We start from the raw sequence: 23,716 nt of genomic DNA on the forward strand, positions 1-23,716 counted from the left end.
CCAACTATGCGGTTTCACGTGAAACCGCGTTCAGACGGCCAGGTAAATCCGCACGGCCGAAACATGGGGCGGTAGCGGCACCGCGCGCAGTCGATCGACCAGGCCGGCCTGGTCGACCGGCAGACGCAATTCGATTTCGATCATGCCGTCGAGATAGTGCAACCACGCCTGCTGTAACAGACCCGCCTGAGCGCCGAGTGCCGCGGCATAGGGCGCCAGCACCGACTGCCTGGATGGCAGGGCAAGATTGGCACCACCATCCTCCTGATCGGCGTCAATATGGATGGTGACATCGGTCAGATCAAACGCCTGCATCAGGCGCTGCTGTGCCCGCAGGCTGATCTGGTGCCCCTCGGAGACACTGATATGCCCCCCCACCAGCAAATGGGCGTCGACGATGACCGAGTCGCCCATTTTCCGCGTGCGCAGGTCATGGGCATCTACCACCCCCTCGGTCTGCAACAGCGTCTGGCGCATCGCCGCCAGCTGTTCGGGAGCCAGCCCGCGATCCATCAGATCCTGCAGGGCGTCATAGCCGAAATGCCAGCCCATGCGTGCCACCATCAGGCCAACCACCCCGGCAGCCAGCGGATCCAGCAATGGCCAGCCACTGAGGTTGCCGATGATCCCAACCGCCACCACCAGCGAAGACGCCGCATCGGAACGGGCATGCCAGGCATTGGCCGTCAGCATGCCCGAGTTCACCCGGCGCGCTACCAGCAGCATGTAGCGGAACAGGCCTTCTTTGGCCAGCAAGGCCACCAGTGCCACCCAGAGGGCCACCAGATGAACGCGCGGGATCAGGGCCGGATCGAGCAGTTTGTGGCCGGCACTCCACAACATGCCGGCCCCGACCACCAGCAACAGGGTGCCCAGCACCAGCGAGGCGGCGGTCTCAAAACGGAAATGGCCGTAGGGGTGATCCTGGTCAGCGGCCTTGTGACTGTATCGATTGGCGATCAGCACGACAAAATCGGCCAGCAGATCGGACAGGGAGTGAATGCCATCGGCGATCAGGCCACTGGAGTGCGCCAGCACGCCGGTGAGGATCTGACCGCAAGTCAACAGCAGATTGACCACGACACTGACCTGGGTACTCAGTCGTGCGGCCTGTTGCTTGTCGCTGCTCATGACACACCGGCCTCTGCAAGGGAAGGAGACGTCTGATTGTAGCAGTTGGCTGATGTATATCTCATTAGCTTAAATTATCGGAAATATTTAACACTGACATATAATCGCCCATTGCTTGTTTTGCCTAATGTCAGGAATTCCATGTCCACCATCCATGCCATTCTTTTTGCCATCATGCAGGGGATCAGTGAGCTGTTCCCGGTGAGCAGCCTGGGTCACGGTGTCGTACTGCCCGACTTGCTGCACTGGGGGCTGAATCGTGAGGATCCCGCCTTTCTGGCCTTTATGGTGATGCTGCATCTGGGCACAGCGCTGGCCTTGCTGGTTTACTTCCGCCGCGACTGGCTGGACCTGCTGGGCGGTTTTGTGCGTGCCGGCGGGCGCCCGGTGACGCCGGAATCACGCCTGGTCTGGCTACTGGTAGGGGGGACGTTGCCGGCCGGGCTGATCGGATTGTTGCTGGAGAAAAAACTGCGCGCCCTGTTCGGTTCGACCACGCTAGTGCTGGTGGTACTGATCATCAACGGCATCATCCTGATTGCCGGTGACATGTTGCGCCGGGGAGGCCGAGGCCGTTCGCTGGATGAGCTGAGCTTCTTCGGCTCACTGAAAATCGGCCTGATTCAGGCGCTGGCGCTGATCCCCGGGATTTCGCGCTCCGGCGTGACGCTGATTGCCGGTCTGAACGAAGGCCTGAGCTATGCCGCCGCCGCACGGTTTTCCTTTCTGCTGGCGACGCCGATCATTCTGGCGGCCGGCGTACTGGAAGTACCGAAGCTGCTGCATCAGGGCAGCCAGATTGCCATTGGCCTGGCGCTGGGCTGTGGTCTGCTGTCCGGCATCTGTGCCTATCTCAGCACCTGGGCGCTGATGCGCTATTTCAACAAGCACGAGATTCAGGCCCTGCGGCCATTCGGCTGGTATTGCATCGGCCTGGGGCTGGTCGGGTTGTTGCTGCGACTTCCGTAATCAATCGTTTTATCCGAGGTGTGATGTTTTATGGCTGAAGAGAAGAAGGAGCCCTGGCTCAATTATCTGGCGCTGACCACGGTGATTTTTGCCGTAGCCGCCACATTGTCGACGTTCAAGGGGGGCGGCTATTCCACCAAGAGTGTCATCAGTCAGGCGCAGGCTTCAGATCAGTGGGCGTTTTATCAGGCCAAGGCCATCAAGGGGGATCTGTATCAGGTGAACCGCGATGCCTTGAAAGTGACGCTGGATGCCCTGCCGTCCAATGCGCCGGCCGCCGCACGCAAGGTCTATCAGGACAAAATGGCCGAGTACGACAAGAAGATCGCCAAATACACCAGCGAGAAAGCCCAGATCATGCAGCAGGCACGGGCGCTGGAAGCGGCACGAGATCATGCCCAGCAGCAGGGCCGGCCATTTGGCGTGGCCGTGATTTTCCTGCAGGTAGCGATCCTGATTTCCTCGATTGCCGGTTTGTTCAAGCAGCGCCAGATCTGGTTTGCCGCACTGCCGGTCGGCTTGCTGGGTCTGCTGTATTTCGCTGATGGCTTTTTCCTGTTCATGTGAATCAGATGGTTGTCATTGGCAAGGAGCCGGCACAGCCGGCTCTTTTCTTTTTTCTTTCAGATATTTCCAGCCCGTTTTTGCCAGTCACCGGCATAATCTGTATCCTGTTTGAATATCCATATACAAAATAAATCCGTTGGTGGTGAAGCATGCTGGTGCTGGTCAAAAATCTGTTTTTCTCGTTGTTGCGTCCGATTGGCCTGGGGCACACCCGTGTCTGGTTTGGCGAATTGCGACCGATTATCACCATGTCAGCGCCACTGATCCTGTCGCAGGCCGCGCAAATCGGCATCATGTTCATCGACTCGGTACTGATGGGACGGCTTGGCCCGGAGCAGCTGGCCAGTGGCGCTCTGGCGCTCTCCAGCTACTTCTTTTGTCTGGTATTGATTGTGGGAATCACCTCGGCGGCAGGCAATCTGGTGGCCCTGGCGCATGGCCGTGGCGATCGGCGTGCCGTGGTGGCTGCCACGCGGGCGGGTCTGTTGGTCAGTACCCTGCTTTGCCTGTTGATCGGCACGCTGTTGTGGCATGCCGAGCCCATCATGCTGCTGCTTGGCCAGCAGGCCGATAATGCTCACCGTGCCGCCGGCTTTCTGCGCATCCTGTTGTGGGGCATGCCGTTCAGCATTCTGTTTCTGACCCTGCGCAGCTTTGCCTCCGGCATCAGCAATCCGGGGCCGGTCCCCTTCATCACGGTTTCGTCGCTGTTTGTCGCTCCCGTGATCGGCTTTGTGCTGTCCCAGGGCGTGGGGCAATGGCCGGGTCTGGGTCTGAATGGCATCGCCGTGTCCTCAGTCATCACTTACGCCTACACCGGGCTGACCTTCATGCTGGTCATTGTGAAGAACCCGGTTTTTGCCCGCTATCAGCTGTTTGCCGGTCTGGAGCGATGTGACCTGACCACGATCCGGCCGCTGCTGAAGCTCGGCATTCCCACCTCGGGCACGCTGGCGATGGAGAGTGGGCTGTTTTCCGCCGCCGCCTATCTGATGGGTGCGCTGGGCACCGCCGATCTGGCAGCGCATCAGAGCATGATGCAGATGGTGATTGCCTGTTTCATCATCCCCATGGGGCTGATGCAGGGCACGTCGATGTGTGTGGGGCAGGCGGCCGGTGCCGGCGATTTCGTCCGGGTGCGCCATCTGGGCAGTCTCGGTCAGATGCTGGCCGTGCTGTGGGGCGGGTTGATGTCGCTGATTCTGCTGCTGTTCCCGCAACTGGTGCTGGCGCTGTTTCTGCCACTCAGTCATCCCGGGGCTCAGGAGGCCCGCGCCGTGGCGGTGACGCTGACGCCGATGGTAGCACTGCTGCTGATCTTCGATGGCTGGCAGACGATTGCCAGCGGGGTGCTGCGCGCACTCAAGGACGCTCACAGTACCCTGGTGATCTTTGCCTTTGGCTGCTGGGGCATCGGCATGCCGCTGGCCTGGTGGCTGTCACATCATCTGATCGGCGCGATGGGGGTCTGGGCAGGCATGTCCAGTGGCCTGGGCGTGGTCACGGTGCTGCTGATGCTGCGCTTCCGCCGGGTAGCGCATGAGCTGCAATCCTCGCAGCGCAAGCTGTGAACGGCCATCGATTGCCTTGAACAACCTTTAGCGGGTTTCTTCGTGGGTGCTGAGTTTCAGTGCCCAGTAGGCAGGACACCAGCCGGAAAGACCGGTCAGCAAGGGTACCAGTCCGAACCAGGCCCAGGGCGTCTGCGGGCCGAACAGCGCCAGACTGACGATGCCGGCGCCGATCAGGACCCGGATGATGCGCTCTGCCTTGCCTACATTGCGTTGCATGCTGCTTACTCCGCTTGTGCCCCGTGGCGGGGCCCGGTTCATTCGGACATGGCGGCCAGCAGTTCGGCCTGATGTTCAGCCGTCAGGGCGTCAGTCAGGTCGCCCAGATCGCCATCCATGACATATTCCAGCTTGTACAGGGTCAGGTTGATGCGGTGGTCGGTGATGCGCCCCTGCGGGAAATTATAGGTACGAATGCGCTCGCTGCGATCCCCGGAGCCGACCAGGCTCTTGCGCGTGGCGGCTTCTTTCGCCTGTGCCTCACGCATGCGCGCATCCATGATGCGGGCGGCCAGCACCGACAAGGCACGGGCCTTGTTCTTGTGCTGAGAGCGGTCATCCTGGCATTCGACCACGATGCCGGTCGGCAGGTGGGTAATGCGCACCGCCGAGTCCGTCTTGTTGATGTGCTGACCACCGGCGCCGGATGCGCGGAAGGTATCGACCCGGATATCGGCCGGATTGATCTCGACTTCAGCCACTTCATCGGCTTCCGGCATCACCGCCACGGTGCAGGCCGAGGTATGGATGCGGCCCTGGGTCTCGGTGACGGGAACGCGTTGCACGCGATGTCCGCCCGACTCGAATTTCAGGCGCGAATAGGCACCGGCACCGATGATGCGGGCAATGACTTCCTTGTACCCCCCCAGATCGGACTCGGAAGCGGACACAATCTCCACCTGCCAGCGGTTGCGTTCTGCATAGCGGGTATACATGCGCAGCAGGTCGCCGGCGAACAGCGCCGCTTCGTCACCGCCGGTTCCGGCACGGATTTCCAGATAGATGTTGCGTTCGTCGTTCGGGTCTTTCGGCAACAGCAGCTTTTGCAGGTCGATGTCCAGCTGGTCCATGCGCTCGCGCGCGGCGTCGATTTCGGCCTGGGCAAACGCTTTCATGTCCGGATCGGACAACATGTCTTCGGCGGTGGCAATGTCGGTCTGGCACTGCAGCCAGGCCTGCCAGGCCTCGACCACGGGGGTCAGTTCGGCATGCTCGCGCGTCAGCCGGCGATATTGATCCATATCGTTGGTGACACTGGGCTGACCCAGCAGCTGGGTCACTTCTTCAAGCCGGTCGGCCAGTTGCGACAGTTTGGCTGCGATCGACGGTTTCATCAGGACTCCGGGTGCAAGCGGTAAATCCGCGCGACAGCCTGGCGCATGGCCTCGTGGTCTTCGCCACGCTGCGACAGTGCCTGGGTCGGCGGATGCATCAATTTGTTGGTGAGCTGGACCGAGAAGGCTTCCAGCACTTTTTCGGGTGACTCGCCTCGGGCGAGCTGCTTCAGGGCAGCCTCGAGCGCATGGCGGCGTAACCGTTCGCCTTCGTCGCGCAGGGCGCGGATCAGCGGCACACTCTGCCGCTGGCGCAACCACTGGCCGAACTCGTCGACACGCGACACGATAATGCCCTCGGCCTGTTCGGCGGCCACCTGTCGCGCCTCACGACCGACCTCGACCACCTCGGCGATGTCGTCGACGGTATAGAGGAAGACATCGGACAGACTGGCCACTTCGGGCTCGATGTCGCGCGGCACAGCCAGATCCAGCATGAACATCGGCCGGTGACGCCGGCGCTTGATGGCTCGCTCCACCAGGCCCTTGCCGACAATGGGCACCGGGCTGGCGGTGGAGGTCACGACCACATCGAAGCGTTCGAGCTGCTCATGCAGCTCGGCCAGGGTGATGGCCTGGCCATTGAGCTGCGCCGCCAGGGCTCGTCCGCGCTCCAGGGTGCGGTTGGCGACGGTAATGCCGGCAGGCTGGCGGGCAGCAAAGTGAGTTGCCACCAGCTCGATCATTTCGCCCGCGCCGATGAACAGCAGGTTGAGCTCGCCGATGGCCGGGAAGATCTGCTCGGCCAGACGCACGCCGGCGGCAGCCATCGATACCGAACTGGCACCGACAGCCGTTTTGCTGCGGACCTCTTTGGCCACGGAAAACGCCTGCTGGAACAGGGCATTGAGCTGGGTCCCCAGGGTACCGGCCTGCTGGGCCACCCGCACGGCATCCTTAAGCTGCCCCAGGATCTGGGTTTCCCCCAGCACCATCGAATCCAGGCCGCTGGCGACGCGAAAGGCGTGGCGGGCAACGTCGGCCGCATCGAGCCGGTACAGGTACGGTTCGATTTCGGCCGGAGACAGATGATGGAACTGGGCCAGCCAGGCAATGGCCGCCGCCGGATCCGGTGCCGCACAGTAGATTTCGGTGCGATTACAGGTCGAGACGATGGCCGCTTCGCTGGCGGCCTGGCTTTGCGTCAGCAGCCGCAGGGCTTCCGGCAGGATATCTGCCGGAAACGCCAGCTTTTCCCGGATTGCCAGCGGGGCGGTTTGATGGTTGAGACCGAAGGCCAGGAGATGCATGCGAACGTGCCGGACCGCGAATGAAAGGCGTTAGTTTAACTGATCTTGTATCACTCGTCCTGTCAGAGCCCGACGGCTATCGGCACGCCTAGCCGGCGTGCCGTTCACTTCACAGCACCAGCCCGGCGACCATGGCCGACAGAATGCTGACCAGGGTCGAGCCATAGACCAGTTTCAGACCAAATCGCGACACCATATTGCCGCGCTCTTCATCCAGGCCTTTGACGGCTCCGGCGATGATGCCGATCGAGCTGAAGTTGGCGAAAGAGACCAGGAATACCGACAGTGTCCCCAGGGTATAGGGCGACAACTGGGCGGCCTCCTTCTTGAGCGCCATCATGGCCACGAATTCGTTGGTGACCAGTTTGGTGGCCATGATGCTGCTGGCACGGAGAATCTCGCCCCCCGGAATGCCCATCAGCCAGGCCAGGGGATAGAACACATAGCCCAGCACATGCTGGAAATCGACGCCAAAGCACCAGGTGAACACATGGTTGACGGTGGCAATGATGGCAATAAAGCCGATCAGCATGGCCCCGACAATCACCGCCACCTTGAAGCCGGCCAGAATATAGTCGCCCAGCATCTCGAAAAACGACATGCGCGCCACATGGCTGGTGATCAGCTTGTCTTCATCTACGCTGGCATCGTAGGGGTTGATCAGCGACAGGATGATGAAGGTACTGAACAGATTGAGGATCAGTGCGGTCACCACGAAGCGCGGCGCGATCAGTTGCATGTAGGAGCCGACGATGGACATCGAGACCGTGGACATCGCCGTGGCGGCCAGGGTGTACATGCGTTTTTCGCTGAAGCTGCCGATGATGTTTTTGTAGGCGATGAAGTTTTCCGACTGGCCGACGATCATGGCGCCTACGGCATTGAAGGATTCGATCTTGCCCATGCCGCTGAGCTTGGCCAGCACCAGGCCAATGCCGCGGATAACCCAGGGCAGGACACGCAGATGCTGCAGGATACCGATGAGTACCGAGATATAGACAATGGGCATCAGCACCATCAGGAAGAAGCTGAAGTCGCCCTGATTGAGCAGGCCGCCAAAGACAAAGCGGGTGCCCTCGCCGGCAAAGTTCATCAACTGGTCGAAGGTTTCGGCCATGCCTCCGACGGCGGCAAGGCCATAATCGGTATGCAACAGCACGTAAGCAATGGCCACTTCGGCCAGCAATAATTGCACTACATAACGGATCTTGATGTTTTTGCGGTCGCGGGCAACCAGCTGGGTCAGGACGAGGACGACCAGCAAACCCAGGAGAAACTGGACAATATGCATGATTCTAGTGACGGCTTTCGGATATCAGGGCACGAGGCGAACAGCAGAACCCGGTCGAGGGGGTAGGTCCGGGCGGCGCAAAAAAAGCGGCTATGCTACCTTGTCTTGACGCGAAGATAAACCCCTGTTTTCACATCATTACTGGTCATGCAAACGGCATTGGCGAGCCATGATCCAGCGCAACGCCGGCCATCGAGTTTGTCGCATCCGGCATCGTTCCGGCGGTAAGATACGGGCAGGAGGATTTGACATGTCGCTCAAGCTCGCTGACATCCGCCTGGATTACAGCAAAAAGGAATTATCGCCGGAGGAATGCCTGCCGGATGCCGTGGCTCAGTTTGAAGTCTGGCTCAACGAAGCGATCAGTGCCGAAGTGCCGGAACCAACCGCCATGCATGTTGCCTCGGTGGATGGCGATGGCCGCCCGAGTGCCCGCATCGTGCTGCTCAAAGGCGTGGAAGCCGGACAGTTTCTGTTCTATACCAACTATCTTAGTCGCAAGGGTCAGCAGATTGCCGGCAACCCCTTTGTGTCGCTGACCTTTTTCTGGCCGGAGCTGGAACGTCAGGTCCGTATTGAGGGTCAGGCCAGACCGCTGCCTGGCGAGGTTTCGGACGAGTATTTTGCCAGTCGCCCGTATACCAGCCGTCTCGGCGCCTGGGCATCCGAGCAGAGCACGGAAATCCCGTCCAAGGCCGAGCTGGTGAAACGTGCCGCCATGTTTGGCGTGCGCTATCCCTTCAAGGTGCCGCGCCCTCCGCACTGGGGGGGCTATGCGGTCATTCCTGATCGCATCGAGTTCTGGCAGGGCCGGCCAAGCCGCCTGCATGATCGTGTGCTGTATACCCTGCAGGCAGATGGCAACTGGCAGAAGGTACGCCTGGCGCCCTGATCTTGCCGCCCGCCTGTCCTTCCGGGCTGGCGGGTAGTTCCCCATTCCCGCCCATCGGACAGCTGTCAGGCTGTCACTTCATCCCGCTAGATAGTAGGCCTGCACGACCGCCGGTCGTGTACCAGTCCACCCCGATTTGACCCGTCGCGATTCGAGCGGCTGGTTCCGGGGCTATCGCTAGCGGAGACCGTAATGAAGAAAATGTCGGTTTGTATTGCCCTGTCCTTGTCCAGCATGCTGCAGCCGGCGCTGGCTGCCCGGCTGGTGGATATCCAGACGCTGCTGCGCCAGGGGGTTCGTCCTGCCCAGAACTTGCCGGCGGATTTTCAGCCGGTACGCAGCCAGTCGCTGCCGGGCGGCAAGGTCGTCACCCGCTATCAGCAATATTATCAAGGGGTTCCGGTGTGGGGTCAGGCGGTCATCGGGGTGCGCCAGCCGCAAATGGTTGGTTCCAGCAACCGATTTGACGGACAGGCCGTGACAGGTCTGAACGAAGAGCTGCCCTCGGTAAAGCCGACCCTGTCGGCCAGTCAGGTACTGGCGCAAGCCCGTACCATGCTGGCGGCTGGACAGCCGGTGATCAATGAAAGTGCCCAGTTGCTGGTCCGGCTGGACCGGCACCAGAACGCCCAGTTGGTGTATCTGGTGTCGTACTTCATCCCGGCCAGCAAGCCGAGCCGTCCGTATTTCATCATCGATGCTCACAGTGGCAGCGTGCTCAAACAATGGAATGGCCTGACCCATCTGGATGCCACGGGCCCCGGCGGCAATCGCAAGACCGGCAAGTATGAGTTCGGCCAGCGCTATGGCTATCTGCCGGTCAGCGATGATTGCAATATGGATAACGGCACGGTCAAGGCCATTGATCTGCAGAACACCGAGAACACCAGCCTGCAGACCCCGTTTCACTTCACCTGCCCGCGTAATACGGCCGATCGCCAGATCAATGGCAGTTACGGTCCGATCAATGATGCCTACTACTTCGGCAATGCCGTGGTGAAGATGTACCGGAGCTGGCTGGGACTGGATCCGCTGAAAGGGCCGCTATATCTGCATGTGCATTACGGCAAACGCTATGAAAACGCCTTCTGGGATGGCAGCAGCATGAATTTCGGCGATGGTGGCCGCGAGCTGTTCCCCCTGGTCTCGGCCGATGTCACCGGCCACGAGATCAGCCATGGCTTTACCGAACAGAATTCAGGGCTGGTTTACGAGGGACAGTCCGGCGGCATCAACGAGGCGTTTTCGGACATCGCCGGGGCGGCTACCGAGTATTTCGTCAAGGGCAGCAACAGCTGGCTGATCGGCATGGACATCACCAAGGGCAAGAAACCGCTGCGCTTCATGGATCACCCTGCCGCAGACGGGCAATCGATCGAGAAGGCCGAGGATTTCCGTGAAGGCATGGACCCGCATGAAAGCAGCGGCGTCTTCAACCGGGCGTTCTATCTGCTGGTGCAAAGCAAGGGCTGGACGGTGCGCCGTGGCTTCGAAGTCTTCGCCGATGCCAACCGGCTCTACTGGAACCCCAATAGTGACTACAACCAGGCGTCTTGCGGGGTGATTCGTGCGGCCGGCGAACGCGGCTATGATCAGCAGGCCGTCACGTCCGCATTTGCCGAAGTAGGGGTGAGCTGCACCCAGGCACGCGGCTAAAAAAATCCGGCAAGCCTTTCGACTTGCCGGATGATGGCAGGCTCATGGCCGGACGCCGTGCTCAGGCATCGCTGATGGCCAGAATGTTCCACTTCTTGGGCAGCAACTTGCCGCGCTTGGCGCGTCGGCCCAGATATTCGGCCAGCGCCACCTTTTCCTCGCCGGCCTTGCCCCGCACGGACAGCACCGAGAGCTGTACCCTGTCACCTCGTGCCAGACCGATGGCTGTCAAGCGTTCGCCTTCATCCAGCTGCATCAGCATCAGGCCGCGTCCCTTGGCCAGATCACGCAATTCACCGGCGCTGAAGGCCAGCAGGCGGCCATTGTCGGCGGCCGCCACCAGTTGCAGATCGACCTGGGCAATGTCCGTCGGTACCCGGACCGGAGCCAGCACGTCATCCCCCTGCTCCAGGGTGATGAAGGCCTTGCCGGCCTTCACCCGACCCGCCATGTCGGCCAGGGTGGCGATAAAGCCATAGCCGGAGGAACTGGCGACCACGTAACGGGCATTTTCGGCCGCCGACAGCATATGGCTGGGTTTGCCGTTGTCCTGCAGATCAATGAGCGAGGCCACCGGCACGCCATCGCCACGACCGGTAGGCACATCGGCAGCACTGACGGTATAGGCCCGGCCAAGGTTGTCCAGAACAACAATTGGCCATACCGTCCTTGTCTCCAGCACGGTGTGCAGGGCATCGCCGTCCTTGAAGGCCAGGGTCGACAGATCGAGGTTGTGGCCGACGCGGGCGCGCAGCCAGCCCTTCTGCGACAGGATGACGGTAATCGGCTCGTCGGCCACCGTCTGGGTCAACACGGCGCGTTGTGCCGCCTTGATCTCGGTACGACGGGCATCGCCATACCTGGCCGCATCGGCGCGGATTTCGTCGATGATCAGCTGACGCTTGGCATCCGGCGTATCCAGCAGGTGACGCAGTCCTTCGCGCTCTTCGCGCAGTTCGGACAGTTCCTTTTCCAGCTTGAAGCCTTCCAGTCGGGCCAATTGGCGCAGGCGGATTTCCAGGATGTCCTCGGCCTGGGCTTCGGAGAGGCCGAAGGCCTTGATCAGGTCCGGCTTGGGTTCATCCGACTCGCGAATGACGCGGATCACTTCATCGATGTGGATGAAGGCGATCATCCGGCCTTCGAGGATATGGATGCGCTTTTCCACCTGGGCCAGGCGGTGAGCCAGCCGGCGGGTGACGGTTTCACTGCGGAAGGCCAGCCAGTCCTGCAGGATGGCCTTGAGCCCCTTCTGGCCTGGACGGCCGTCCAGGCCGATCATCACCAGGTTGAGCGAGGCATTGCCTTCCAGGCTGGTCTGCGCCAGCAGCATCTGCACGAATTCTTCCGGATCCTGCCGGCTCGACTTGGGCTCGAACACCAGCCGCACCGGCTGGTTGCTGTCCGATTCGTCGCGCACGCGGTCGAGCATTGACAGCATCAGACTCTTGAGATTTTGCTGCTCCTGCGTCAGCGCCTTCTTGCCCGGGCGCGGCTTGGGGTTAGTGGCCTCTTCGATCTCGGCCAGCACTTTCTGCGCCGAACTGCCTGGCGGCAGTTCCGACACGATGATGCGCCATTGGCCGCGGGCCAGTCGTTCGACCTCCCAGCGGGCGCGTACGCGCACCGAACCACGCCCACTCTCATAGGCGGTCAGGATGTCCTCGCTGGGGGTAATGATCTGACCGCCGCCCGGAAAGTCCGGCCCCGGCACATACTGCATCAGTTCGCTGGTGCTCAGCTCGGGGTTTTCCAGCAGGGCAGCGGCCGCCTGGGCAACTTCGCTCAGGTTGTGCGGCGGAATTTCGGTGGCCAGGCCGACGGCAATGCCGGAGGCGCCGTTGAGCAGCAGCATCGGCAGACGGGCCGGCAGCAGGGCGGGTTCTTCGAAGGCACCATCGTAGTTGGGGACAAAATCCACCGTCCCCATGTCGATTTCCGACAACAGCAAGTCGGCAAAGGGGGTCAGGCGTGCCTCGGTATAACGCATGGCGGCGGCACCGTCGCCATCGCGGCTGCCGAAGTTGCCCTGGCCATCGATCAGCGGATAGCGCAGGGTGAAGTCCTGCGCCATGCGGACCAGCGCCTCGTAGGCCGAGCTGTCACCATGGGGATGGTATTTGCCGAGGATTTCACCGACCACGCGCGCCGACTTGACCGGCTTGGCACCGGCAGTCAGCCCCATGTCGCGCATGGCGTACAGGATGCGGCGCTGCACCGGCTTCTGGCCATCGGCCACTTCGGGCAGGGCTCGGCCCTTGACCACGCTCATCGCGTATTCCAGATAGGCGCGCTCGGCGTAGAGATCGAGGGCAATCCAGTCATCCCCGCTCTGGGCTGGCGGTTCGGCAGGAGGGGGAGGGGCTGGCGGCGTGCCTTCTGCAGTGGCAGTATCGAACAGGTCGCCGCTCAAATGATCTTGGTTATTCATTGGGCTTGGTCGCAATCATGTGGCCAACGGTAAACATTCTTAAGAGCAGGATTGTACATGGCAAGCTTACTGAATTGGCAATGTCACCGCTTCAACGATTTTTCCCTGGAGGGGCTGTACGCGATGTTGCGGCTGCGCGATCAGGTATTCGTGCTGGAGCAGCAGTCGATCTACGGTGACCTCGATAATCTCGACCAGCCGGCCTGGCATGTCTGTGGTCACGATGCCAGGGGACAGCTGCTGGCCTATGCCCGCCTGCTGGCGCCGGGCGATAAATATGAACACGCCGTGGCCATCACCCGGGTGGTGGTCGACCCGTCCCTGCGCGGACAGGGCGTGGGGCGCCAGTTGCTGGCCGAATCCCTGCGCCAGGCTGAACAGCGTTTTCCGACGGTGATGCAAAAGCTGTCGGCCCAGGTTTCGGCGCTGGCGTTTTATGAGTCCTTTGGGTTCGTCGTGGCTTCCGCGCCTTATGACGACGGCGGCATCATGCATTGCGACATGACGCGGGCCGTACACTGAGCTCGCCGCCGCAGTATCTTCACGTAAAGACAATCCAAAAGCCTGTAATTTTTCAACTACATGACAATATCGTAGCGCATTTTCCCCTCTGCACCCGCGCCGTCAAGCCCTTTAGCACACCGGCATGGCAGCGCGGTTTTCTCGGCTTTCCCCAGCCTGCCGGTTGCCTGATCAGGGTAAAATCGGCGATAATTGCATGATTTTTCAATGGTTGGCTCCCTGGAGCCGGTCTTTGTTCACGTTCTTCACAGTCTCGAGGTTTCTTCCGCATGGTCTCCAGAACCGAGCTCGCCAATGCCATCCGTTTCCTTGCCATGGACGCGGTGGAAAAAGCTAAATCCGGCCACCCCGGCATGCCGATGGGCATGGCCGATATCGCCGAAGTCCTGTGGCGCGACCACCTGAAACACAGCCCGACCCAACCGCTGTGGGCCAACCGCGATCGTTTCGTGCTGTCCAACGGCCACGGCTCGATGCTGCTGTACAGCCTGCTGCATCTCACCGGTTACCGCCTCTCGATCGACGACCTGAAGAACTTCCGCCAGCTGCATGCCAAAACCCCGGGTCACCCGGAGTATGGCTATGCCGAAGGCGTCGAGACCACCACCGGCCCGCTGGGCCAGGGCATCTGCAATGCAGTCGGCATGGCGCTGGCAGAAAAAATGCTGGCCGCCGAGTTCAACCGCCCGGGCCATACCATTGTCGACCACCACACCTGGGTCTTCCTCGGCGACGGCTGCCTGATGGAAGGCATTTCGCACGAAGCCTGCTCGCTGGCCGGCACCTGGGGTCTGAACAAGCTGATCGCCTTCTACGACGATAATGGCATCTCGATTGACGGCGACGTCGACGGCTGGTTCACCGACGACACCCCGGGGCGCTTCGCTGCCTACGGCTGGCAGGTCATCCCCAACGTCAATGGCCATGACCCGAAGGAAATCGCCATTGCCATCGATACCGCCAAGAAATCGGACCGCCCGACCCTGATCTGCTGCAAGACCAAGATCGGCTTTGGCGCACCGAACAAGCAGGGTGGCCACGATGTGCATGGCGCACCGCTGGGTGCCGCAGAAATCAGCGCCGCCCGCGAGTACCTCAAGTGGCCGCACGCGCCGTTCGAGATCCCGGCCGACATCCGCGCGGCCTGGAACGCGGAAGAAGCCGGCAAGGCCCGTGTGGCCGAGTGGGACCAGCGCTTTGCCGCCTATCGCGCCGCCTTCCCGCAGGAAGCCGCCGAATTCGAACGCCGCATGCAGCGCGAGCTGCCGGCAGGCTGGACCGACCATGTCGCCGCCAAGATCGAGCAGGCCAATGCCAAGGCAGAGACCATCGCCACCCGCAAGGCCTCGCAGAATGCCATCGCCGCCCTGGCCGAAGCGCTGCCGGAGCTGGTCGGTGGTTCGGCTGACCTGACGCCGTCGAATCTGACCAACTGGCCGGCCGCCAAGTCGTTCACCGGGGAAGGTGCCGCCAACTATCTCCACTATGGCGTGCGCGAGTTCGGCATGGCCGCCATCATGAACGGCATGACGCTGCATGGTGGTCTGAAGCCGTTCGGCGCTACCTTCCTGATGTTCAGCGAATATGCGCGCAATGCGCTGCGCATGGCCGCGCTGATGAAGATCAATCCGGTATTCGTGTTTACCCACGATTCGATCGGTCTGGGCGAAGACGGCCCGACCCACCAGCCGGTAGAACAGATCTCGACCCTGCGCATGATCCCGAACATGGCCGTATGGCGTCCTTGCGACACCGTCGAGTCCATGGTGGCGTGGGCCGAGGCACTGTCGGCCAAGGATCATCCGAGCTGCCTGATCTTCAGCCGTCAGAACCTGCCTTTCGTTGCCCGCGATCAGGCCACCATCGACAACATCAAGCGCGGCGGCTATGTGATTCGCGATGCCGCCAACCCGCGCGCCGTTCTGCTGGCGACCGGTTCGGAAGTCGAACTGGCGCTCAAGGCAGCCGAGCAGCTGGCGAGCCAGGGCGTGGCGGTTCGCGTGGTCTCCATGCCGTGCACCAATGCCTTCGACCAGCAGGACAAGGCCTACCGCGCCTCGGTGCTGCCCGCCGGCGTACCGCGCCTGGCCATCGAAGCCGGTGTCAGCAGCTTCTGGCGCCAGTATGTCGGCCTGGAAGGCGACGTGATCGGCATCGACCGCTTCGGCGAATCGGCGCCGGCCGGCGAGCTGTTCAAACTGTTCGGCTTCACTGTCGACAACGTGGTCGCCAAGACCCTGTCGTTGATCGAGCAATAAGTTGTCTGCAAGCCGCCCCTGACCGGGCGGCTTTTTTACACCAGGTTTCACGTGAAACCTGAGGGCTCTGTTGAGGGAGCCTTCACTGCACTTCCGGGAGATTAAAAGAAATGACCATCCGTATCGCGATCAATGGCTACGGCCGTATCGGCCGTCAGGTACTGCGCGCCATCTACGAATACGACCTTGACAAGGAATTCGAGGTTGTAGCCGTCAATGCCAGCGGAGACCTTGCCACCAACGCGCACATCACCAAATTTGATACGGTTCACGGACGCTTCCCGGCCGACATCGGCCATGACGAACATCACCTGCTGATCAATGGCAAGGCGATTCCGTTTTTCAGCACGCGCGATCCGTCGCTGCTGCCCTGGAAGGAACTGAATGTCGATCTGGTGATGGAATGTACCGGGTCATTTACCAGCAAGGCCAAGTGCCAGGCTCACCTGCAGGCCGGTGCCAAAAAAGTGCTGATTTCCGCACCGGGCGGGGACGATGTCGACGCCACCGTGGTGTATGGCGTCAACCATGCCGTGCTCAGGCCCGAGATGACGGTCGTGTCGAATGCTTCCTGCACCACCAACTGCCTGGCGCCGGTCGCCAAGGCGCTTCACGACGAGATCGGCATCGTCAAGGGGCTGATGACCACCATCCACGCCTTTACCAATGACCAGGTACTGACCGACGTCCGTCACAAGGACCTGCGTCGCGCCCGCTCGGCAGTCCAGAACATGATCCCGACCAAGACCGGCGCCGCCAAGGCCGTGGGCCTGGTGTTGCCGGAACTGGCAGGTCGCCTGGACGGCTTCTCGGTTCGCGTACCAACCATCAATGTCTCGCTGATCGACCTGACTTTTGAGTCGGCCCGCAAGACCAGCAAGGACGAAGTCAATGCCGTGGTGCGAGCCGCTGCGGAAGGTTCGATGAAGGGGGTTCTGGGTTACAACACCCTGCCGCTGGTCTCCATGGACTTCAACCACACCACCGAGCCGTCGACCTTTGATGCCACACTGACCAAGGTCACTCACGGAAATATGGTGAAAGTCCTCGCTTGGTACGACAATGAGTGGGGTTTCAGCTGTCAAATGCTGAATACCGCGCGCGCCATGTTTGCCGCCTGAGCCTATGTAGCTCGATGACCGGATCTGTCTCGGCAGGTCCGGATCTGGCGGGGCGCAAAGACGTTTGTCTCATCTGAACAACCAGGACTGAAAAATGGAATTCAAGAAACTGACTGATCTGGATCTGCACGGCAAGCGCGTGCTGATCCGCGTAGACATGAACGTACCGGTCAAGGATGGCGTACTCGGCGACGATACCCGCATCCGTGCCTCCCTGCCTTCCATCGAGCATGCATTGGGCCAGGGGGCCGGCGTGCTGCTGATGACCCACCTCGGCCGGCCGACGGAAGGCGAGCCCAAGCCGGAAGACAGCCTGGCACCGGTGGCCGTACGTCTGTCCGAACTGCTGGGCCGTCCGGTACGACTGGTGGCCGACTGGCAGACCGGCGTCAGCGTCGCGGCTGGCGAAGTGGTCATGCTGGAGAACGTACGCCTGAACAAGGGCGAGAAAAAGAACAATGCCGACCTGGGCCGCGCCTATGCCGCCCTGTGCGACATTTTCGTCAATGATGCCTTCGGTACCGCTCACCGTGCCGAGGCCTCTACGCATGCCGTTGCCGCGGCGGCGCCGGTGGCCTGCGCCGGCCTGCTGCTGTCGGCCGAGCTGGATGCCCTGGGCAAGGCCCTGGAACACCCGGCCCATCCGCTGGTGGCCATCGTGGCCGGCTCCAAGGTCTCGACCAAGCTGACGATCCTCGAAGCGCTGGCCGACAAGGTCGATCAACTGATCGTCGGTGGCGGCATTGCCAATACCTTCCTGCTGGCAGAAGGCCACAATATCGGCAAGTCGCTGTGCGAACCGGATCTGGTCGATCAGGCCCGTACCGTGATCGCCAAGATCCGCGCCCGCGGTGGCAATGTGCCGCTGCCGAGCGATGTGGTGTGCGCGACCGAGTTCTCGGCATCGGCACCGGCCACGCTGAAGAACATCAAGGATGTCAGCGCTGACGACATGATCCTGGATATCGGCCCGGATTCGGCCGCCGAGCTGGGCAAGCTGATTGCCAAGGCCGGCACCGTGGTCTGGAATGGCCCGGTCGGTGTGTTTGAGTTTGAAGCCTTCAGCCATGGTACGCGCACGCTGGCGCAGGCAATCGCCGATGCTGACGCGTTCTCGATCGCCGGCGGTGGTGACACCCTGGCGGCGATTGCCCAGTTCGGCATCACCGACCGCATCAGCTATATCTCCACCGGTGGCGGCGCCTTCCTGGAATTCCTTGAAGGCAAGGAACTGCCGGCTGTTGCCATTCTGGAACAGCGCGCTCGCGGTTGATCGTGTATGAAGAAAAGGGGTGGCTGACATCATGACGCTCAACATCTGGCTGCTGTTCGTCACCACCACCTTTTTCGTGTCTGCCACGCCCGGCCCCAACATGCTGCTGGCCATGACCCATGGCATTCATTACGGGGTCAGGGCGACCTTCATCACCTGTCTTGGCCTGATGGCCGGCTTGTTGCTCTATATCCTGGTCTCGGCAGCCGGGCTGGGGGCCTTGCTCAGTACCTCGCCCAGACTGTTCACCGCCATCACCTGGCTGGGGGCAGCCTATCTGGTCTATCTGGGCATCCGCACCTGGCGGGCGGCGCCCGTGACGCCATCCGAACGACGTGACAATCAGACGCTCAATGCCCTGCAGCGCTTCCGCCATGGCTTTCTGGTGGCCCTGAGCAATCCGAAGGCGGTGATTTTTTTCACGGCGTTGTTTCCGCAGTTCATGAATCCGCAACGTGCCCAATTGCCGCAGTTGCTGATCCTGACTGCCTCGTTTTATCTGATTGAAGCCGGCTGGCAGTTTGTCTACGCCAGTGGCGGTGCCCGTCTGTCGGGCTGGCTGCAATCGGCGCGGCACATTCGTCTGGTCAACCGCCTGTCGGGCGGGGCATTCGTTTGTGCCGGCATCATTTTGACCGGTGTTTCACACCACTGAAGAAGCTTCGCCGGCCACGCGGCCGGCGTGATAACCATCTGCGCCCTGAGGGAGAAATTCATGGCACTCGTTTCGATGCGTCAACTGCTGGATCATGCGGCCGAATACGGTTACGGCTTGCCGGCGTTCAACGTCAATAACCTGGAACAGATGCGCGCCATCATGGAAGCCGCCGACAAGGTCGACGCACCGGTGATCGTGCAGGCCTCGGCCGGTGCACGCAAATACGCAGGCGCACCTTTCCTGCGTCACATGATTCTGGCGGCCGTGGAAGAGTTTCCGCATATCCCGGTCGTGATGCACCAGGATCACGGCACCAGCCCGGACATCTGCCAGCGCTCGATCCAGCTGGGTTTCAGCTCGGTGATGATGGATGGCTCGCTCAAGAGCGATGGCAAGACCCCGGCCGATTACGACTACAACGTTGAAGTGACCCGTACCGTGGTCAACTTCTCCCACGCCTGCGGCGTGTCGGTAGAAGGCGAGATCGGTTGCCTCGGTTCGCTGGAAACCGGCAAGGCCGGTGAAGAAGATGGTGTCGGCGCCGAAGGCACGCTGGATCACAGCCAGCTGCTGACCGATCCAGAAGAAGCCGCCCGCTTCGTGCGCGATACCGGCGTCGATGCGCTGGCTATCGCCATCGGTACCAGCCATGGGGCCTACAAGTTCAGCCGCAAGCCGACCGGCGATGTGCTGCGTATCGACCGCATCAAGGAAATCCATGCGCGCATTCCCAACACCCACCTGGTGATGCACGGCTCCTCCTCGGTACCGCAGGACTGGCTGGCCATCATCAATCAGTATGGCGGCGAGATTCCGGAAACCTATGGCGTACCGGTGGAAGAGATCGTCGAGGGCATCAAGCATGGCGTGCGCAAGGTGAATATCGACACCGACCTGCGTCTGGCCAGTACCGGTGCCATCCGCCGTTTCTTGGCGACGCATCCGGCCGAATTTGACCCGCGCAAGTATCTGGCCGAGACCATCAAGGCCATGCGCGACATCTGTATCGCGCGCTACGAGGCCTTCGGCTCCGCCGGCCAGGCCAGCAAGATCAAGGCCATCAGCCTCGACAGCATGGCCACTCGCTATGCCAAGGGCGAACTGTCGCAGATCATCAAGTAAGCCCTTCGTCCCGGGTCAATGCAAAACGGCAGCCTCTCTGGAGCGCTGCCGTTTTCTTTTGCCGGGGGAGAGGCTCAGCGCTTGCTGCGACGCTGCTGCACGGCCTCGGCCAGCAGGGCCAGCAGCTTTTCACTATCTTCCCAGCCGATGCAGCCGTCGGTGATGCTCTGACCATATTGCAGTGCGCAACCGGGCTTCAGATCCTGACGCCCCTCGACCAGATGGCTCTCGACCATCACGCCGAAGATGTGCTGGTCGCCGGCGGCCATCTGGGCCGCCACATCCTGTGCCACCTCCATCTGGCGACGGTAATCCTTGCGGCTGTTGGCGTGACTGAAGTCGACCATCAGCTTGGGCGTCAGGCCGACTGCGCCCAGTTCGGAGGCCGCTGCCTTGACGTGCTCGGCGCTGTAGTTCGGCTCTTTGCCCCCGCGCAGGATCACGTGGCAATCGGGATTGCCACCGGTCGAGACAATGGCGGAATGGCCAGTCTTGGTGACAGACAGGAAATGGTGCGGCTGATTGGCCGCACGGATGGCATCGATGGCAATGCGCAGATTGCCGTCCGTGCCGTTTTTGAAGCCGACCGGACAGGACAGGCCCGAGGCCAGCTCGCGGTGCACCTGGGACTCTGTCGTACGGGCACCGATGGCACCCCAGGAAATCAGATCGGCAAAGTACTGCGGCGTGATCATGTCGAGGAATTCCGTCGCAGCCGGCATGCCCATCTGGTTCAGATCGAGCAGCAGGCGGCGCGCCAGGCGCAAGCCGGCGTTGATGTCGTAAGACTCGTCCAGGTGCGGATCATTGATCATGCCCTTCCAGCCCACCGTCGTGCGCGGCTTCTCGAAGTAGACCCGCATCACGATCACCAGCTCGCGCTCATAGGCCTTGCGCAGGGTGAGCAGACGGCGGGCATAGTCTTCTGCCGCCTCGATATCGTGGATCGAGCAGGGGCCGACCACGACCAGCAGACGATCGTCCTCACCGCGCAGAATGTCGGCAATCTCGCGACGGGTATTGAAGATCAGCTCGGATACCATGTCGCTGATCGGCAGCTCGTACAAATGCGCAATCGGTGGCAACAGCTCTTTAATCTCCCGGATGCGTACATCGTCTGTCTGGTGTTGCATGGCAATCCCTTGGTCTCTGTTTTTTATATCGATTTACAGCAAGATACCCTTTTTTGAATAATCAGGACAAGCCTTTTCCCTGCCCGATGCCGCAGTGCAAAAACAAAAACGCCACCGCGAGGGTGGCGTTTCGGGATGCATCATGGGGCTGATCAGTCAGCGTATTGGCGCTTCATGCGCTCCCGGCGTTCCTGGGCCTCGACAGACAAGGTTGCGGTCGGACGGGCAATCAGACGCTTGAGGCCGATCGGTTCGCCGGTATCTTCACAGAAGCCGTAGGACCCGTCCTCGATTTGACGCAGCGACGCCTGGATCTTTTGCAGCAGCTTGCGCTCGCGATCCCGGGTGCGCAGCTCCAGCGCGTACTCTTCTTCCAGCGTGGCACGATCTGCCGGGTCAGGGGTGGCCTCCTGCTCCTGCAGATGGTTCGCCGTTGCGCTGGCGTTGATCAGCAATTCTTGCTGCATCTGCAACAAACGGTCTTTGAAGAACTCAAGATGGTCGGCGTTCATGTAATCGTCGCCGTCCCAGTTGAGAATATCCTGTTCGGTCAGCTTGGCCATAATTGGTGCTTCCAGCATAGAGTTGGCAGACAGGCGGAGAAGATTACCTACAGCTCCGGCTTTGTGCAACTATCTTGCCAAAGCCCTGTAACATTCCTGCTGCTGAGAACTTGTATAGCGTGATTCCGCTTCGGCTACAAGGTTTTTCATCAAAAGAAAGGCGGCCATGGCCGCCTTCCGTTTTCTTCTTGCCCAGCAACTGGCTTATTTCAGTGCCAGGATACCCTTGACCAGGGTCTTGATGTCCGCGTCGCTGACCTGGCTGTTCGGCGGCATCGGGACCTGGCCCCAGACGCCTACACCACCGGCCTTGACCTTGGCGACCAGCTTGGCTTCGGCACCCTTGTCGCCCTTGTACTTCTTGGCAACATCTTTCCAGGCCGGACCAACCAGTTTGTGGTCAATCGCATGACAGGCGAAGCAGCCGTCTTTTTGCGCCATCGGAACGATATCAGCCATCGCCGGTGCAGCCATCACACCGCTGACGACCGTTGCCAACAGAATTTTTTTCAACATCTGTTCTCTCCCTTTTTGGTTTGCACAATCAAATCTATCCGCAGAATATGACAAATAACCATAAATGCTAGACAAGAATCTTGAGTTGCATCAACAAACCATTCTCCAGCAGTCTGACCGGCAACATCAGAATCACCTGGATGATCAGGAACAAGATGATCGGCGACAGATCCACCCCGCCCACCACGGCACGGCGGAAAGGCCGCAGATAGGGGCGGGTGAGCGAATCGAGGATCGGCGCCAGCGGGTTGTAGGGGTTGATCCAGCTCATCACGGCCTGCACGATCACGGCGCCCATGAGCAGGAACAGCGACTGTTTGAAAAGATACAGTACGGTCAGCAGTGCCAGCGCCAGCAGGGTCTGCGGGGCGGCAAAATTATAGGGCAGGGGGTTGAGTGCCAGCAGCAGGCCATTGGCAATCAGACCGACGACCCAGGCAGCCAGCAGGGTAGCAATGTCATAGCTGCGGTAGCTGGGTACCAGCCGACGCATCGGCAAGACCAGGAAGTTGGTGACCGCCATGGAGAACTGACACAGGGGATGCCGGAAAGGTGCGTGAGCCACCTGCAGGTAGAAGCGCAGCAACAACACCAGCACAAACAGGTCGGATAGGGTTTTGATCAAAAACTGCAGCGTTTCGAAGATCATGTTAGTCCTGACTCAGCTGTTGGCCCATTTCGATGGAACGGGCGCGACAATCCATGGCACCGGCGACAATGGCCGCCTTGACCCCCTCCTGCTCGAAGCGGGCGATGGCCCGTTCGGTGGTACCCCCCTTAGACGTCACATTGCTGCGCAACTGGTCGATGGGCAGGGGCGACTGACGGGCCAGCTCGATGGCACCGTCGAACGTAGCCAGTACCAGATTGCGGGCACTGCTTTCATCGAAGCCCGCCTGGCGTGCCGCCTGCATCATTGACTCGATGAAATAGAACACATAGGCCGGGCCACTGCCGCTGACGCAGGTGATGTCATCGATACCGCTTTCCTGCGCCAGCCAGACCACCTGACCCACAGCAGCCATGACGGTGGCCGCCGCCTCGCGGTCGGCAGCCGACACCGAGGGTGCGGCATACAGACCGGAAACCCCCTTGCCCACCATGGAAGGCGTGTTGGGCATGACGCGAACCAGTCTGGCATTCGACATCCATCGTGCCAGCGCTTCGCTGCGAATACCGGCGGCAATGGAAATGACCAGCGCGCCGCCCAGGCGCGGCGCCAGCTCCCGGCACAGCGCTTTCAGCTGCTGCGGCTTGACGGCCAGCACCACCACATCCTGCGTATCAAAGGTGGCCGGCAAGTCGCGCAAGCCTTCTGTACCGTACTGGGAAGCCAGGCGATCCAGCTTGTCCTGATTGCGATCCAGCACCCGGATATGATGTCCCGGCTGTTGGCTGAGACCGGCGATGATGGCGGCGGCCATATTGCCGCCGCCGATGAAAGTAATCTGCATGGAT

At 61.0% G+C, this 23,716-nt stretch carries 22 protein-coding genes; 11 read left to right on the forward strand and 11 right to left on the reverse strand.

The genetic code is table 11. From position 1 onward, the window contains the following. Window positions 1-30: 30 nt before the first annotated feature. A complete protein-coding gene (locus AACH39_RS11410; protein ID WP_215779583.1) occupies window positions 31-1,131 on the reverse strand; it encodes a cation diffusion facilitator family transporter in 1,101 nt (366 codons plus the stop codon). 141 nt (window positions 1,132-1,272) lie between these two features. On the opposite strand from AACH39_RS11410, the gene AACH39_RS11415 reads away from it, so the two are divergent. The 3 genes from AACH39_RS11415 to AACH39_RS11425 all read left to right on the forward strand — a co-directional run bounded on the left by AACH39_RS11415 (window position 1,273) and on the right by AACH39_RS11425 (window position 4,238). Continuing rightward, window positions 1,273-2,100, forward strand: a complete 828-nt coding sequence (locus AACH39_RS11415) for an undecaprenyl-diphosphate phosphatase (protein ID WP_215779581.1) — start codon at window positions 1,273-1,275, stop codon at window positions 2,098-2,100. 30 nt (window positions 2,101-2,130) lie between these two features. Then, window positions 2,131-2,667, forward strand: a complete 537-nt coding sequence (locus AACH39_RS11420) for a DUF4337 domain-containing protein (RefSeq protein ID WP_338620030.1) — start codon at window positions 2,131-2,133, stop codon at window positions 2,665-2,667. Window positions 2,668-2,816: 149 nt separating this feature from the next. After that, complete coding sequence (locus AACH39_RS11425; protein ID WP_215779577.1) at window positions 2,817-4,238, forward strand: MATE family efflux transporter; 1,422 nt, start codon at window positions 2,817-2,819, stop codon at window positions 4,236-4,238. 27 nt (window positions 4,239-4,265) lie between these two features. Here AACH39_RS11425 and AACH39_RS11430 read toward each other — a convergent pair whose 3' ends face one another. From AACH39_RS11430 to AACH39_RS11445, 4 genes are all read right to left on the reverse strand, one after another. Beyond that, entirely contained in the window at window positions 4,266-4,457 is a 192-nt protein-coding gene (locus tag AACH39_RS11430) for a DUF2892 domain-containing protein (RefSeq protein ID WP_215779575.1), read from the reverse strand. A 38-nt stretch (window positions 4,458-4,495) separates the two neighbouring features. Continuing rightward, complete coding sequence (gene prfA / locus AACH39_RS11435) at window positions 4,496-5,572, reverse strand: peptide chain release factor 1 (RefSeq protein WP_215779572.1); 1,077 nt, start codon at window positions 5,570-5,572, stop codon at window positions 4,496-4,498. Then, the gene (gene hemA / locus AACH39_RS11440) at window positions 5,572-6,822 is read right to left on the reverse strand and encodes a glutamyl-tRNA reductase (protein WP_215779569.1); all 1,251 of its coding nucleotides are present in this window, start codon (window positions 6,820-6,822) and stop codon (window positions 5,572-5,574) included. The genes prfA and hemA overlap by 1 nt, the downstream gene beginning before the upstream one ends. Before the next feature lie 109 nt (window positions 6,823-6,931). Continuing rightward, on the reverse strand, window positions 6,932-8,113 hold the full coding sequence (locus tag AACH39_RS11445; RefSeq protein WP_215779567.1) for a nucleoside transporter C-terminal domain-containing protein: 1,182 nt from the start codon (window positions 8,111-8,113) through the stop codon (window positions 6,932-6,934). A gap of 250 nt (window positions 8,114-8,363) precedes the next feature. Between AACH39_RS11445 and pdxH the strand changes: the two genes are divergently transcribed. After that, window positions 8,364-9,005, forward strand: a complete 642-nt coding sequence (pdxH, locus tag AACH39_RS11450; RefSeq protein WP_215779563.1) for a pyridoxamine 5'-phosphate oxidase — start codon at window positions 8,364-8,366, stop codon at window positions 9,003-9,005. A gap of 192 nt (window positions 9,006-9,197) precedes the next feature. Then, window positions 9,198-10,661, forward strand: coding sequence for a M4 family metallopeptidase (locus AACH39_RS11455; protein WP_338620031.1), 1,464 nt, complete (start codon window positions 9,198-9,200; stop codon window positions 10,659-10,661). Window positions 10,662-10,722: 61 nt separating this feature from the next. On the opposite strand, the gene parC is transcribed toward AACH39_RS11455, so the two are convergent. Next, a complete protein-coding gene (parC, locus tag AACH39_RS11460) occupies window positions 10,723-13,092 on the reverse strand; it encodes a DNA topoisomerase IV subunit A (RefSeq protein ID WP_215779559.1) in 2,370 nt (789 codons plus the stop codon). 57 nt (window positions 13,093-13,149) lie between these two features. Between parC and AACH39_RS11465 the strand changes: the two genes are divergently transcribed. From AACH39_RS11465 to fba, 6 genes are all read left to right on the forward strand, one after another. After that, window positions 13,150-13,614: a GNAT family N-acetyltransferase gene (locus AACH39_RS11465; protein WP_215779557.1), complete on the forward strand. Its 465-nt coding sequence runs from the start codon at window positions 13,150-13,152 to the stop codon at window positions 13,612-13,614. A 269-nt stretch (window positions 13,615-13,883) separates the two neighbouring features. Continuing rightward, window positions 13,884-15,872, forward strand: a complete 1,989-nt coding sequence (gene tkt, locus AACH39_RS11470) for a transketolase (protein WP_338620032.1) — start codon at window positions 13,884-13,886, stop codon at window positions 15,870-15,872. Between the two features lie 110 nt (window positions 15,873-15,982). Continuing rightward, window positions 15,983-16,993 (forward strand): type I glyceraldehyde-3-phosphate dehydrogenase, encoded by a 1,011-nt coding sequence (gene gap / locus AACH39_RS11475; protein WP_215779553.1) that lies wholly within the window; start codon window positions 15,983-15,985, stop codon window positions 16,991-16,993. Between the two features lie 94 nt (window positions 16,994-17,087). After that, window positions 17,088-18,266: a phosphoglycerate kinase gene (locus AACH39_RS11480; protein WP_215779551.1), complete on the forward strand. Its 1,179-nt coding sequence runs from the start codon at window positions 17,088-17,090 to the stop codon at window positions 18,264-18,266. Between the two features lie 31 nt (window positions 18,267-18,297). Continuing rightward, window positions 18,298-18,921, forward strand: a complete 624-nt coding sequence (locus AACH39_RS11485; protein WP_338620035.1) for a LysE family translocator — start codon at window positions 18,298-18,300, stop codon at window positions 18,919-18,921. A 60-nt stretch (window positions 18,922-18,981) separates the two neighbouring features. Next, entirely contained in the window at window positions 18,982-20,046 is a 1,065-nt protein-coding gene (gene fba / locus AACH39_RS11490; RefSeq protein ID WP_215779547.1) for a class II fructose-bisphosphate aldolase, read from the forward strand. 74 nt (window positions 20,047-20,120) lie between these two features. Here fba and aroG read toward each other — a convergent pair whose 3' ends face one another. The 5 genes from aroG to proC all read right to left on the reverse strand — a co-directional run bounded on the left by aroG (window position 20,121) and on the right by proC (window position 23,712). Continuing rightward, the gene (gene aroG, locus AACH39_RS11495) at window positions 20,121-21,185 is read right to left on the reverse strand and encodes a 3-deoxy-7-phosphoheptulonate synthase AroG (protein ID WP_305798428.1); all 1,065 of its coding nucleotides are present in this window, start codon (window positions 21,183-21,185) and stop codon (window positions 20,121-20,123) included. A gap of 146 nt (window positions 21,186-21,331) precedes the next feature. Beyond that, entirely contained in the window at window positions 21,332-21,742 is a 411-nt protein-coding gene (dksA, locus tag AACH39_RS11500; RefSeq protein WP_215779543.1) for an RNA polymerase-binding protein DksA, read from the reverse strand. Window positions 21,743-21,946: 204 nt separating this feature from the next. Next, window positions 21,947-22,258, reverse strand: a complete 312-nt coding sequence (locus tag AACH39_RS11505; protein ID WP_338620037.1) for a c-type cytochrome — start codon at window positions 22,256-22,258, stop codon at window positions 21,947-21,949. A 67-nt stretch (window positions 22,259-22,325) separates the two neighbouring features. Then, window positions 22,326-22,907 carry a YggT family protein gene (locus tag AACH39_RS11510; RefSeq protein ID WP_215779541.1) on the reverse strand — a complete coding sequence of 194 codons (582 nt, stop codon included), beginning with the start codon at window positions 22,905-22,907 and terminating at the stop codon, window positions 22,326-22,328. A 1-nt stretch (window position 22,908) separates the two neighbouring features. After that, a complete protein-coding gene (gene proC, locus AACH39_RS11515) occupies window positions 22,909-23,712 on the reverse strand; it encodes a pyrroline-5-carboxylate reductase (RefSeq protein WP_338620038.1) in 804 nt (267 codons plus the stop codon). Window positions 23,713-23,716: the final 4 nt, after the last annotated feature.

The organism is Paludibacterium flexuosum (genome assembly GCF_037076605.1).
Lineage (GTDB): Bacteria > Pseudomonadota > Gammaproteobacteria > Burkholderiales > Chromobacteriaceae > Paludibacterium.

Coding starts and splice junctions, on each gene's coding strand:
- AACH39_RS11410 (WP_215779583.1), bottom strand. CDS start 1,131: ATGAGCAGCGACAAGCAACAGGCCGCACGACTGAGTACCCAGGTCAGT.
- AACH39_RS11455 (WP_338620031.1), top strand. CDS start 9,198: ATGAAGAAAATGTCGGTTTGTATTGCCCTGTCCTTGTCCAGCATGCTG.
- parC (WP_215779559.1), bottom strand. CDS start 13,092: ATGAATAACCAAGATCATTTGAGCGGCGACCTGTTCGATACTGCCACT.
- fba (WP_215779547.1), top strand. CDS start 18,982: ATGGCACTCGTTTCGATGCGTCAACTGCTGGATCATGCGGCCGAATAC.
- prfA (WP_215779572.1), bottom strand. CDS start 5,572: ATGAAACCGTCGATCGCAGCCAAACTGTCGCAACTGGCCGACCGGCTT.
- gap (WP_215779553.1), top strand. CDS start 15,983: ATGACCATCCGTATCGCGATCAATGGCTACGGCCGTATCGGCCGTCAG.
- pdxH (WP_215779563.1), top strand. CDS start 8,364: ATGTCGCTCAAGCTCGCTGACATCCGCCTGGATTACAGCAAAAAGGAA.
- tkt (WP_338620032.1), top strand. CDS start 13,884: ATGGTCTCCAGAACCGAGCTCGCCAATGCCATCCGTTTCCTTGCCATG.
- proC (WP_338620038.1), bottom strand. CDS start 23,712: ATGCAGATTACTTTCATCGGCGGCGGCAATATGGCCGCCGCCATCATC.
- AACH39_RS11420 (WP_338620030.1), top strand. CDS start 2,131: ATGGCTGAAGAGAAGAAGGAGCCCTGGCTCAATTATCTGGCGCTGACC.
- AACH39_RS11510 (WP_215779541.1), bottom strand. CDS start 22,907: ATGATCTTCGAAACGCTGCAGTTTTTGATCAAAACCCTATCCGACCTG.
- AACH39_RS11485 (WP_338620035.1), top strand. CDS start 18,298: ATGACGCTCAACATCTGGCTGCTGTTCGTCACCACCACCTTTTTCGTG.
- AACH39_RS11445 (WP_215779567.1), bottom strand. CDS start 8,113: ATGCATATTGTCCAGTTTCTCCTGGGTTTGCTGGTCGTCCTCGTCCTG.
- AACH39_RS11425 (WP_215779577.1), top strand. CDS start 2,817: ATGCTGGTGCTGGTCAAAAATCTGTTTTTCTCGTTGTTGCGTCCGATT.
- AACH39_RS11505 (WP_338620037.1), bottom strand. CDS start 22,258: ATGTTGAAAAAAATTCTGTTGGCAACGGTCGTCAGCGGTGTGATGGCT.
- AACH39_RS11415 (WP_215779581.1), top strand. CDS start 1,273: ATGTCCACCATCCATGCCATTCTTTTTGCCATCATGCAGGGGATCAGT.
- dksA (WP_215779543.1), bottom strand. CDS start 21,742: ATGGCCAAGCTGACCGAACAGGATATTCTCAACTGGGACGGCGACGAT.
- AACH39_RS11480 (WP_215779551.1), top strand. CDS start 17,088: ATGGAATTCAAGAAACTGACTGATCTGGATCTGCACGGCAAGCGCGTG.
- AACH39_RS11430 (WP_215779575.1), bottom strand. CDS start 4,457: ATGCAACGCAATGTAGGCAAGGCAGAGCGCATCATCCGGGTCCTGATC.
- hemA (WP_215779569.1), bottom strand. CDS start 6,822: ATGCATCTCCTGGCCTTCGGTCTCAACCATCAAACCGCCCCGCTGGCA.
- AACH39_RS11465 (WP_215779557.1), top strand. CDS start 13,150: ATGGCAAGCTTACTGAATTGGCAATGTCACCGCTTCAACGATTTTTCC.